The sequence below is a fragment of the Paenibacillus jiangxiensis genome (assembly GCF_046098255.1).
In the GTDB taxonomy this organism is placed as follows: domain Bacteria; phylum Bacillota; class Bacilli; order Paenibacillales; family Paenibacillaceae; genus Paenibacillus; species Paenibacillus jiagnxiensis.
The window spans coordinates 1-11,881 of the sequence record NZ_JBJURI010000061.1 but is presented as its reverse complement, the minus strand read 5'-3'; the positions used below and the strand labels follow the sequence as shown (position 1 = coordinate 11,881).

Below are 11,881 nucleotides of genomic sequence, written 5' to 3'. Positions count from 1 at the left end.
TCCCGATCAATCCCTGCTTTATTTCTTGAAGGATCGTTAATTTTTCAAATGCCGTAAATTTCTTTTTCTCCATAAAAATACTCCCCATACAGTAACAGGCTTTTGTTTTTTCACCTGTCTACTATATGGGGAGCATATCATTGTGTTGTCGGGGCATCCGCTTTTTTGCATTTCAAGAGCCCATAATTTACGTTAAAGGCACATGCAGTACAGCATATCCGTACCCGGATAGCCTGGCGTTCAGCACATCGCCCGAGTTCGTCCAACTGCACTCGCCCAACAGGAGCCTCCAGCCCGTTTCACGGACAGGAAAGGAGACGGACTGCTCCTTCGTATCCCTGTTCAGGAGCACGATGAGAACTTCATCCGCGCCGCGGCGCTCATAGGCGATGGCTGAACCGTCAGCCTCGGCGGAGAGAAACGTGATCGAGCCCTCCGCTCTCAGGGCAGGGTGGTCCCGGCGCAACTGGATCAGTTCCCGGTAAAAATGCAGCAATTCGCGGTCCTGCTTCGCTTCATTCCACTCCATACATTTGCGGCAGCCCGGATCCGGCCCTCCGTCCAGGCCGATTTCATCCCCGTAATAAATGCAAGGGGTGCCGATGTAGGTAAACTGAAAGACCGCAGCCAGGCGCATCTTCCGCTTATCCCCTCCGGCGAGCGTCAGAATGCGGGGGGTGTCGTGGCTGTCCAGCAGATTGAACGCCACTTCCGTCGCTTGCTTGGGATAGCGGGCAATCTGCTTGCCGATCCGGAAGGCAAAGTCTTCGGCATCCGTCTCCTGCTTGATAAAAAAGTCATTTACCGCATAGGTGAACGGATAGTTCATGGTCGCATCGAACTGGTCACCCTGCAGCCATTCGGAGGATTCATTCCACATTTCTCCGAGAATATAAGCCTCCGGGTTGGCAGCCTTGACCGTTTTCCGGAATTCACGCCAGAAATCATGATCCACCTCATCCGCGACATCCAGCCTCCAGCCGTCGATGCCGATTTCGCGGGTCCAGTATTCCGCTGCGCCCAGCAAATATTTTTTGACCTCAGGATTCTCCGTGTTCAGCTTGGGCATCATCGGCTCGAATGAAAAGGTATCATATGTCGGCACCCCATCCACGACCCTCAGCGGAAACTGTCGAATGTGGAACCAGTCTTTATACGCCGATTTTTCTCCCTTCTCAAGCACATCTACGAAAGGGGCAAAGGTGCGCCCCGAATGATTGAAGACCGCATCGAAGAGCACACGGATGTCGCGGCGGTGGCACTCGTTCACCAATCTTTTGAGCGTATCCATATCCCCGAAATGGGGATCCACCTTCATATAATCCTCCGTATCGTATTTGTGATTGGTAGTTGCCAGGAATACAGGCGTAAAGTAAATGGCGTTAATGCCAAGCTCATTCAGGTAGTCCAGATGATCGATCACGCCCTGCAAATCTCCCCCGAAGAAATTATCCCTGCGCGGCTCCCCTCCCCACGGCTCCGTCCCCTCCGGATCGTTCGACGGGTCCCCATTGGCAAAGCGTTCCGGGAAAATCTGATAAAATACGGCAACCTTAACCCAGCCGGGAGGCTTTAAGATATCGATCGGGTTAAGAAACGGATACTGAAACATCCGGTCAGGATTTTGCGGCTCCTCCGTGACAAAGTTGTTTTCATTCATCCAAATCCGCTCATCCCCGGCCTCCAGCACGAATCCGTAGCGCAAACGGCGGAAGCGGGGCTTGACACGGCATTCGTAATAGTCAAACATGCTGTCGCTGGCAAGCTTGTACATGGGGACGACTTCACGGGTCCGCTCCCAGTCATATTTATCCCCGGTCAGGGCACAGGCGGCAGTAAGGTCGTTCTTTTTCGCGCGCAGACGCAAATAAATGGTCTCCTCATCATAACCGAAGGCCCAGTTCCGCTTCGGATGGTGGTATACGGCTTCAAGCAGCATGAATCCATTCCTCCTTCAAATGCTAAGATTAGTGTTCCAGCGCCTTCATGCTGTTAAACAGGAATCGTGCTTCAATCTTATGTATTCAATATAGACATGTGGATGGAATATTTATTACCCGCAATAGGAGGGTATTGCACCAGATTCATGGGGGAACATTCCATGTGACAACGGATTAGACCGTTATCGACCGGAATTGACGGCTCTCCTGACAAAAGCTCTCAGCAATCCGCAATAATAGAATAAATACGCCAAAGGAATTTTATGTACAACCGCCGAAATGGAAAAGCATGTGAAAAGGGCGGGGCAAGCCACCGAGGCTGTGCGGCCGTCATGCTGGAATGTCGCCCTGTTTAATTCAAAATTACAGGAGGTATGGCGTATGCAAGAAACTGGAGTCACATCGGAAATTGCCAAGACATTGGGGGTCGGCGCAAGCACTTTGAGGAAATATGCTGCAGCTTTGGAGGAGAAGGGATATGTCTTCGAGCGCGCAGTCAACCAATCCAGAATATATACCGAGATGGACGTTGACTGCTTTCGTCACCTCAAGTCCCTGCTGCGGGAAAATAATATGACGATGACGGATGCGGTTGAGTCTGTTTTGACAGAGCTCAGACAGCAAGAGGAGCCCTTGCCTTTTCCCAAGGAACCATCACCTGATCTGATGGCGCTGGTGGAAGAGGTTACGGCGGCAGCTCCCGTGCTGCATAAGCCTGCTCCGTCTCATGAACAGGAGCATCCTCCTGTGGAGGAGATCTCCTCCAGCCAGGAGCACTTTCCTGTTGAGGAGGTCTCTTCCGGTCAGGAACAGGAGCGGATAGACGCCCTCTTGCAGTGGGAGGAGCTTCATCGCCGCATTGCCGAGCTGGAGGAGCAGCAGGAAAAGCTTCTGGAGACGCACAGCAGCCTGTCGGCCCAGCTGGAGGAGCAGCGGCGCTGGATCAAGGAGAAAACGGAAGAGGAAAGGGACCGGCAGCTCATTACGAATCTCCGCAGCTATCAGGGACGCAGAAAGAAGGCACGGAGTCCGCTGTTCAGCATTTTCGGCCTGCTTCCGCGCAAGAGCAGAGAAGCATAATCACGTTCACTAATGCGTTCACTCCTCCTCAGGCCTGCCCGTGATATAATGGGCGGTGAAGACGGGCCTGAAGCCTGTCTGCCCAAGGAGGAAAGGTATTGCTGGCATATTTACGCAGAGTACATGAAGCTTGGATGGATTATCCGCATCAGCCCGGCGAGGTGATCGGTGGCAGTTATAAGGTCGTCAGGCTTCTCGGGATCGGCAGCTACGGGCTTACCTATCTGTGCACTGACAGAGAGACCGGCATGAACGTTGCTGTCAAACAGACCAAGCCGAGCAAGCGAGCCCGTGCCGCCAAGCTGCTGCAGCGGGAAGCGGATATTCTGCAGCAGATGGGCCATCGCTGTATTCCCCGGTATATCGAGTGGATCGAGCTGGCGCGGAATAAGGTATACATGGTATTCGAATATATAGAGGGAAGCACGCTTGAGGATTTGATTTTCGGGCAAGAACAGAGATTCACGGAGACGGGGTGTGTCCTGTACACGCTGGAGCTGCTGGAGCGGGTCCGCTATGTGCATGAGCAGGGTTTTGTTCATATGGATATACGCATCCCGAATGTGATCCAGCGGGCAGGAGAGCTTCATCTAATCGATTTCGGACTGGCCCTTGCCATCGGGGAGGACCCGCAGGAGGTATTTCCCGGCTCCATGATACAAACACGCGATCCGCAGCGGCGGGAGGCCGCAATGTACAGCGACCTGTATGATATCGGGCATTTCATGCTGTTTATGCTGTATTCCTCCTATGACCCGGTTCCCGGACAAGAGCCTGCCGGATGGCAGGAGGAGCTGGATTTGCATCCGGAGATCCGTCTTTTCCTGGAGCGTCTGCTGCAGCTTGGCCCCAGGTACGAGGATTCGGCGGCAGCCCTGCAGGATCTTGAACGTTTGTCCCAAGTGCTTCAGGATGAAGTGTGAAAAATGGGATACTGTCTATGCCCTCTGCACGATCGTCTACATAAGATGATTCTGTGTAAAAGATCAACTGAGCGATCAGCGGAAAGGGGCAGTCTGGACAGTGAAAATCAAAGGTGTCGGATATGCGGGTGCCGGTCTTTACCCCGGATATGGCTTCGGTTACGGCGGTTTGGGATCTGTGGGGGCCATTCTGATTTTATTGATTTTGCTGGCCATTATCTCTCGTACATGGCTGCTGTTCTAAATAGCAAGAAGAAAGAACAGGCTATATCGAATGAACTGCACCTTCACTGTTAGTTGTGTCTAACAATTGGAGTGCAGTTCAGAATGGCCTGTTCTTTCTGTGTTCAAAATATGTTCCAGACTCAGGAGCTTGAGAAGCTGCGGTGTCTGTTCTTGTAATATCCGTGTCCGTGGCGGCTGTGTCCGTATTTCAGATCGGATGAAGACAGCTTTCCGACATAACCTCCGTGGTGCCTTTTCTGGTAATCACTGCTGGAGTAGCGTTTGTAATGCCGCCTGTCCGAGCTGCTGTAATGACGCCGGTGGGAAGAATGGGAAGCGGAATGCATCAGGCGGTGCAGTATTTTCTTAAGCATCGTCTTGTCCTCCTTGGTATAAGGTCCATGATCAGTATGGAAACCAAACCGTCTTTACTTAAAGTACGTGTTCAAAAAGTCAGGTTTTCAGCACCAAGAAGGTTGAATGAAGCTAGGGACTGAGGAGCGGAGCGTACTTAAGGGTACGTGAGCACCGGAAGTCCCGGCTGAATTCAAGATTCGATGTCGAATCCGCTTCCTGACTTCCTTCGTGATCAAAAGATGACTTTTTTGAACGACCTCTTAAAAAGATAATACGTACGAAGGACAGAGCGGTTGCAGTTATTCTTCCAGCATTTTGTTTTGGAAATCAGCCAGAATCCTGAACTCCTCTTCAAATTTTCGCGAAATCCGGATGTAAATCGGCAGTAGCTCACGGTACACTTCAACATTTTTTCTGTCTGGTACGTGACGATGTGTCGTTCCGATCATGCTTCCGACCGCGTCAAGGGAGTCGATCCGCTTCTGCGCGTATAGTCCAAGGATTACGGCTCCGAGACAGGAGCTTTCCAGACTCTCGGGAATGATAACTTCCTGATCGAAAATATCGGCCATCAGCTGCCGCCACAGCTCGGAGCGGGCAAAGCCGCCGGTCGCATGGATGACGGAAGGCCTGTCGATAACCTCCTCCATGGCAAGCATGACGGTGTACAGGTTAAACAATACGCCTTCCAGGGCGGAGCGAATCATGTGCTCCTTTTTATGCCGCAGGGTCAAGCCGAAGAAGGAGCCTCGTGCGTTCGGGTCCCACAGCGGCGCGCGCTCGCCGGACAGGTAAGGATGGAACAGCAGGCCGTCCGAGCCCGGAGGAACCTGCTCTGCAATCTTGGTCAGTACATGGTAGGGATCAAGCCCAAGCCGCTTGGCGGTTTCGACCTCAGAGGCGGCGAATTCGTCGCGAATCCAGCGGAAAATAATCCCCCCGTTATTGACGGGACCGCCAATCACCCACTGATCCTCCGTCAGCGCATAACAGAAGAAGCGTCCCTTCGGATCGGTGACAGGCTTGTCGACCACGGTGCGGATGGCCCCGCTTGTGCCGATGGTTACGGCCACGACCCCTGGCTTAATGGCGTTGACGCCCAGATTGGACAGCACGCCGTCACTGGCGCCCACGACAAACGGCGTCGATTCCAGCAGACCCATTTCCTTGGCGTAGACGGGATTCAAGCCGTTCATGATATGCGTCGTAGGCACAAGTGTTGACAGCTGCTTGCTGGTGACCCCGGCCACTGCCAAAGCCTCTTCATCCCAGTCCAGCTTCTCCAAGTTCATCATGCCTGTGGCAGAGGCGATGGAGTGATCCACGACGTATTCCTGGAACAACTGGGCAAATACATACTCCTTGATGGAAATATATTTATGCGCTTTTGCAGCAATATCCGGCAAATCACGCGTAATCCACATCAGCTTGGTAAGGGGCGACATGGGATGGACAGGCGTTCCGGTACGCCGGTAGATCGCTTGCCCGTTCAGCTCTTTTTTCAACACCTCGGTCCAATGAGCGCTGCGGTTATCCGCCCAGGTAATGCATGCCGTCAGCGGTGCGCCTCCTTCATCGACGGCCAGCACGCTGTGCATGGCCGAGCTGAAGGATACGAATAGGACCGATTGCGGCGGAACCCCGCTCTTGGCCATAACCTCGCGGATGGTTGCCACCACCGCCTTGAAAATTTCATCCGGGTCCTGCTCCGCCGCGGCTGGCACCGGAGTATTCAGGGGATAACCGACATTATGCTCCGCCCTAATGGTACCGTTCTCTTCAAACAATACCGCCTTTGTGCTCGTTGTGCCGATATCCACGCCGATCATATGATTGACATTTGCCATGGTGATTCTCCTCTCTAATTCCGTAGCTGTATGGCTCCTTTAATTCACACTACCACACTCAGCAGCATAATCAAAATGAAGGCCACGAGGGAGAGAATGGTTTCCATAACGGTCCATGTTTTGAGCGTCTGCGGCACCGTCATGTTGAAGAACTCCTTGATCATCCAGAAGCCGGCATCGTTGACATGGGACAGAATCAGCGAGCCTGCACCTGTAGCAAGCACAGCCAGCTCCAGGTTGGCGCCAGGTGTCATGGCGAGCACGGGAGCGACAATCCCCGCGGCAGTCGTCATGGCAACTGTGGCCGAGCCAGTGGCAACACGAATCAGCGCAGATACCAGATAAGCAAATACAATAACATTGACGTTGGCCCCGGTAGCCATTTCGGCGATCGCTTTGCCGACACCACTGTCAATCAGAACCGTCTTGAAGGCACCGCCTGCCCCGATAATCAGAATAATGGAAGCGGTCGGCGCAAGGCATTCACTGGTAAAGCGGGCAAGATCATTCTTGTTGAAGCCGCGGGCATAACCCAGCGTGAAGAAGGAAAAGACGGTAGCGATCAACAGGGCCACAACTTCGTCCCCGATAAATTCGAGAAATACGGTCAAACCGCTGGTCTTGTCAGGATCGGCGATCATGGCAATGGAACCGCTGAGCATCAGGATAACCGGCAGCAAAATTGTAAACAATGTAATACCAAAGCCGGGAAGCGGTCGTTCGTTTTTATTGGTGAACTGTTCGACAAGCTCGGGATTTGGTGTAACATGCACTCTTTTGCTGATCCAGTTACCAAATACCGGTCCAGCGATAATGGCAGTCGGAATGCCGACAATCAGCGCGTACAGGATGGTGCGTCCGATGTCAGCCTGGTACGATTCAATTGCGATCATTGGCGCGGGGTGCGGCGGAAGCAGGCCGTGTACCGTGGACAGACCGGCAAGCATGGAAATCCCGACTTTGATCAGCGACATATTCATTTTACGTGCAACGGTGAACAGAATAGGGATCAGCAGAATCAAGCCAACCTCGAAAAATACAGGTATCCCGACAATAAAGGCGACCAAGAGCATGGCCCAATGAACGCGTTTTTCGCCAAAACGGTCGATCAGCGTTGTGGCAATGCGCTCCGCCCCGCCGGATTCAGCCATCATTTTTCCGAGCATCGTACCGAGACCGATGACGATGGCAATCGATCCCAGTGTTCCTCCGAGACCCTTCGTTACAGAGGTAATGACGTCAGGCGCCGGCATGCCGTTCATCAGCCCGAGGAAAAATGCTGCGAGCAGCAGGGAGACGAAAGGATTCCACTTGAATTTGGCAATGAGCACAATCAGTAGAATGATCGTGACGAGCGCCCAGATCAATAAACTGGCGTTATGACTGAGCCCGAATAGGGATTGCATAGGTAAAAACCTCCTTGAAATCATTAGTCTGTATACTTGTCGACAACTTTAGCGAATGAAAACATTTCCGAAAACGGAAACGTGTTTTCATTTCGTTTTTTGCAGCGCTTTCATTGTACGGTTTACCATAAAACCAAATGGAATCAGTCCTAAAATGCCGATCCGCGAAAAGGAGAAAGCACACTGTCATTGACCGCATTGCGCGTGTCTTTGTAATGATCATTCACGAGATCAGCCAGCAGTTCCTCATCCCCGTCCAGTAAAGCGGCCGCGATCGTACGGTGCTTGGCAATGGTGACGAGCGACTCGTTGCTTCTGATGGAAAAACGCTGTTCCGTCGCGGCGAGCATCACGGTAAGGATGAGCTGTCTCATGCCGTTCCATGTATGCAAAATCCGTGTATGGCCAGCTTCCAGCACCAGCGTTTCATGGAACAGAAAGTCCTGCAGCGAAAACTCGGCGATATCCCAATGCTTGAAGGCGACTTCCATCTTGTCGGTAAGGCGTTCCAGCGCGGCTGCGATGGGGGCGGTATCTTTATGTACGAGACGCTTGACGGCAAAATGCTCGATCAGCAATCTTACATCAAACAGCTCCTCCATGTCCGCAGGCGACATGCCAATGACGACGGCACCCATTCGCTCAAGACGGATTAAACCTTCGCCGGACAGCACCTTCATGGCTTCCCTTACCGGGGAGCGGCTTGTCCCGAAATCGGCAGCGATCTGGTTCTCGGATAAAACCGTGTCTGGAGCATAGTGTCCCCGGATAATCTGCAATCTAAGCTCACAGGCGATTTTTTCACCCAATGAAGCCCCCTGCAGCCATGCTGCCGGATAATCCACGTTGCTCACGCTCCTGTCTCTTATAAAGTTCGTCAACATGTATACAGGTATACAAGTTAGAATTATTATATACACAAATTTAAATTCCTGTAAACGGTAACATTAAAATTTTAAGAAGATGACCCGGGCAAACGACGTAAATTCATGTGCGATGGTGTTTTCCTTTTGCCGCTTTTCGCGATACAATAGCAGATAGTATATCGGACGCATAAACTGCATCAAAATGAGTATACAGAGTGCCGGATTCCGGCGGCTTGCGTTAAGGGCGCAAATCCAATGTAAGGAGACTCTCCATGATTATTTTGAAGACGAAGGAACAGATAGAAAATATGAAGAAGGCCGGTGAAATTCTGGCCGCCTGTCACCGGGAGATCGCAAAGATGATCCGTCCCGGGATTACGACGCTTGAAATTGACGCTTTTGCCGAAGCGTTTATGAAAAAAAACGGGGCAACTCCCGAGCAGAAGGGGTATAACGGTTATCCTTATGCAACCTGCGGTTCCGTGAATGACGTGATCTGCCACGGCTTCCCGAACAAAACACCGCTGAATGAAGGCGACATCGTAACGATCGACATGGTCGTGAATTTAAACGGCTGGCTTGCTGATTCCGCCTGGTCTTACGCGGTAGGGCAGGTGTCCGAGCAGGCGCAGAAGCTGCTGGGTGTAACGAAGGAATCGCTGTACAAAGGTATCGAGCAGGCTGTTGTCGGCAACCGGATCGGGGATATTTCCCACGCGATTCAGGTATATGCGGAAGCTCAGGGCTTCTCCGTGGTGCGCGATTTCATCGGGCACGGGATCGGGCAAAGCATGCATGAAGAGCCGCAGGTTCCTCACTACGGTCCTCCGCATCGCGGCACCCGTCTGAAGGAAGGCATGGTCATCACCATCGAGCCGATGCTGAATACCGGAACCTATCGCTGCAAGATTGACGAGGACGGCTGGACGGCGCGTACGCAGGACGGGGGATTATCTGCCCAGTACGAGCATACGCTGGCGATTACGGCGGATGGGCCGATCCTGTTGACGGAGCAATAACGTTTGTGTCACTTCATTACAAAAGGGCCCCGGGTCTATGACCTTGGGCCCTTTAAAGTGCGGAGAGTGTGACCGTTACGATTTCATCCAGAACCTTGGGATCGGATGTCAGCTTGGTTACTTGGATCAATCCATACCGCGCATAATGCAAATATCTGGCCAGTGCGTGCAGGTCCTGACCTGGCTTCAGCTCACCCTGCTGTTCGGCACGAACCAGTGCATCGTAAAGCGCTTGTTCCAACCGAATCCTGTCCTGCTCAAAAAACTCTGCTACTTCGGGAACATGAGGTATTTGGTCGATGGCGCTGTACAAAATAAGGCACTCTTTGCGCCGCGCTTCATCCTTCAGGGTGGCGGCAACCTCGTGAAAAATATCATGAATTGCTTTTTTGACGGAATCCGCCTGCTGCAGATAAGCGACGACAGCGGATGATTTTTCACCCGCATAATGCTTGACCGCCTTAATGAAAAGATCCCGCTTTGTGCCATAGGTATCATACAGGCTTTGGCGGGCGATCCCCAGCCCTTCGAGCAGCACCTGCAGCGAAGTGCCTTCATAGCCATAGTGGCCGAAAATCTCCATGGCCTTGTGCAGAACGAGCGTTGTGTCAAATTCTTTGTTTCTTGCCAAGCGGGTGTACCCCCTTTCTCTCCAACCAAACTACCTTTTTCGGATCGTTCTGTCAAGAATCATGGGTATCGGGTAATGTGGTGCTCATTCGTTAGTATTGAAGCCAAGGTTGTAATCATAGAAGCGGCAATAAAAAAAGCCCGCCCCCACTTAACAGTGTGAAAGCAAGCTAAGCCGGTCGGACCATTATGGGTTGACCGGAGTGTTCGGCGTTTCGGCAGGGAACAGTTTGCGGTACTGCGTATACATATAAAGGCGCCAGTGCAGCAGCGTTCCGAATGCCAGTGTAAAGAATACCGAAGCCGTCTGAGGGATGGTGATATATTGCTGGACGAACTCGTGCAGCAGCATGCGGACAGCCAGCAGGCCGATCAGAATAAAGAAGAAGGCTCGTGATCGCTGGACAAAAACCTGTCCGTCCACCATCTCAAACTTGGTGCTGCGGATGAGCGGATAGGAGAAGATAAACCAACCCACCAGAAAAGAAATGACTCCCCAGAGCAGGGGAATACGGACTTCGGGGACAATAAACATCAGAAATCCCGTACTCATGCCGAGCGGAGGGATAATGATTTTTTTTACATTTATAGGACGGTGGCTGGCTTTCATGCGAATAAATATCGCGAGTACGGCCATAATCACCATGCCGACAGTCGCTCCGTACTGTAAGTAAGTAGTGTTGATGTGTAGCAACCTGAGAACCCCTTTCCAATGGGATCTGTAACGAGTTTTTGCAGTAAAATCTCACTTTTTAAGTATATCACAATTCGCAGGTCAACAGCCTCTGCAGGCTCGTTCCGCTTACAATTGACATAATTATGTCACACATCATCAGCATTTACGGCGTTCAAAAGCAAGAGGCGCAGTAACTCATTGGAGCTGCGCTTTTTCGTCTTAGTGGCTTAGCGAGTTAATCATTTAGTGGATAAATGATTAACCTGCTGAGTTACCATCTTCTTCTTTCCTGTCTGCTGATCACACTCATGGCTGCAATAATCAGGATAAACGCAACAAGCGCCAGCATCGGAATCGTAATAAAGCCGAACCAGTTCAGGTAATCCGTCTCGCAGGACACTCTGCCGCAGGAGGTGCTGGGAGTGGCGGCAGCGCGGGCGGCGGCGATGCGCTGAATGGTCACATGGTAGGCGGAAATGAGGCCGCCAATCACGGATAAAGGAATTATGTATACGCGGATGCCTGTATCCCCTCTAAAGTAGGCAATACCAAGCAAAACCGTGAGCGGGTACATCAGTATGCGCTGGAACCAGCACAGCTTGCAGGGCTCGTACCCCAGATATTCACTTAGAAAAAGACTGCCAAGTGTCGCCACACAAGCGACGATCCATGCGAAGAATAACATTAAATCAGATTTTTTTCCGAACATGAATGTTCTCCTTTTCTTTCAGGAAATTGCGCCTCAGTGATGGAACTTCACGATCCAATTCATAGCTGCAGTTATATTGATCATACTATAAGCGAATGAGGAAGAACAGTAGGTTGATTCTACAATCCGGGAATATTGGTGATTAGAGTCATAACCATTCACATTTTGCTACATATACAAAGAAGAACAGGAGAGTGTAAACC

The 11,881-nt window shown here is 51.7% G+C and carries 12 protein-coding genes; 4 read left to right on the top strand and 8 right to left on the bottom strand.

Features of this window, described 5'->3' with window-relative positions:
• Positions 1 to 187: 187 nt before the first annotated feature.
• The gene (locus ACI1P2_RS31120; RefSeq protein WP_355326926.1) at positions 188 to 1,939 is read right to left on the bottom strand and encodes an alpha-glycosidase; all 1,752 of its coding nucleotides are present in this window, start codon (positions 1,937 to 1,939) and stop codon (positions 188 to 190) included.
• 382 nt (positions 1,940 to 2,321) lie between these two features.
• On the opposite strand from ACI1P2_RS31120, the gene ACI1P2_RS31115 reads away from it, so the two are divergent.
• The 3 genes from ACI1P2_RS31115 (at position 2,322) to ACI1P2_RS31105 (ending at position 4,187) form a co-directional block, all read left to right on the top strand.
• Positions 2,322 to 3,020 carry a MerR family transcriptional regulator gene (locus ACI1P2_RS31115; RefSeq protein WP_355326923.1) on the top strand — a complete coding sequence of 233 codons (699 nt, stop codon included), beginning with the start codon at positions 2,322 to 2,324 and terminating at the stop codon, positions 3,018 to 3,020.
• A gap of 98 nt (positions 3,021 to 3,118) precedes the next feature.
• A complete protein-coding gene (locus ACI1P2_RS31110) occupies positions 3,119 to 3,943 on the top strand; it encodes a serine/threonine protein kinase (RefSeq protein WP_355326920.1) in 825 nt (274 codons plus the stop codon).
• A gap of 100 nt (positions 3,944 to 4,043) precedes the next feature.
• Positions 4,044 to 4,187 (top strand): YjcZ family sporulation protein, encoded by a 144-nt coding sequence (locus ACI1P2_RS31105; protein WP_355326917.1) that lies wholly within the window; start codon positions 4,044 to 4,046, stop codon positions 4,185 to 4,187.
• 121 nt (positions 4,188 to 4,308) lie between these two features.
• On the opposite strand, the gene ACI1P2_RS31100 is transcribed toward ACI1P2_RS31105, so the two are convergent.
• The 4 genes from ACI1P2_RS31100 to ACI1P2_RS31085 all read right to left on the bottom strand — a co-directional run bounded on the left by ACI1P2_RS31100 (position 4,309) and on the right by ACI1P2_RS31085 (position 8,623).
• Entirely contained in the window at positions 4,309 to 4,542 is a 234-nt protein-coding gene (locus tag ACI1P2_RS31100; protein ID WP_355326914.1) for a hypothetical protein, read from the bottom strand.
• A gap of 282 nt (positions 4,543 to 4,824) precedes the next feature.
• On the bottom strand, positions 4,825 to 6,372 hold the full coding sequence (gene gntK / locus ACI1P2_RS31095; RefSeq protein ID WP_355326911.1) for a gluconokinase: 1,548 nt from the start codon (positions 6,370 to 6,372) through the stop codon (positions 4,825 to 4,827).
• A 44-nt stretch (positions 6,373 to 6,416) separates the two neighbouring features.
• On the bottom strand, positions 6,417 to 7,778 hold the full coding sequence (locus tag ACI1P2_RS31090) for a GntP family permease (protein ID WP_355326908.1): 1,362 nt from the start codon (positions 7,776 to 7,778) through the stop codon (positions 6,417 to 6,419).
• Positions 7,779 to 7,927: 149 nt separating this feature from the next.
• Positions 7,928 to 8,623, bottom strand: a complete 696-nt coding sequence (locus ACI1P2_RS31085) for a GntR family transcriptional regulator (RefSeq protein WP_355326929.1) — start codon at positions 8,621 to 8,623, stop codon at positions 7,928 to 7,930.
• 293 nt (positions 8,624 to 8,916) lie between these two features.
• Here ACI1P2_RS31085 and map point away from each other — a divergent pair, with 293 nt between their 5' ends.
• Positions 8,917 to 9,663, top strand: coding sequence for a type I methionyl aminopeptidase (gene map, locus ACI1P2_RS31080; RefSeq protein ID WP_355326905.1), 747 nt, complete (start codon positions 8,917 to 8,919; stop codon positions 9,661 to 9,663).
• Between the two features lie 52 nt (positions 9,664 to 9,715).
• Here the strand turns inward: map and ACI1P2_RS31075 are convergent, their stop codons facing one another.
• The 3 genes from ACI1P2_RS31075 to ACI1P2_RS31065 form a co-directional block, all read right to left on the bottom strand.
• Complete coding sequence (locus ACI1P2_RS31075) at positions 9,716 to 10,294, bottom strand: TetR/AcrR family transcriptional regulator (RefSeq protein ID WP_355326902.1); 579 nt, start codon at positions 10,292 to 10,294, stop codon at positions 9,716 to 9,718.
• Positions 10,295 to 10,480: 186 nt separating this feature from the next.
• A complete protein-coding gene (locus ACI1P2_RS31070) occupies positions 10,481 to 10,987 on the bottom strand; it encodes a CcdC family protein (RefSeq protein ID WP_355326899.1) in 507 nt (168 codons plus the stop codon).
• Between the two features lie 253 nt (positions 10,988 to 11,240).
• On the bottom strand, positions 11,241 to 11,678 hold the full coding sequence (locus tag ACI1P2_RS31065; RefSeq protein ID WP_355326896.1) for a disulfide oxidoreductase: 438 nt from the start codon (positions 11,676 to 11,678) through the stop codon (positions 11,241 to 11,243).
• Positions 11,679 to 11,881: the final 203 nt, after the last annotated feature.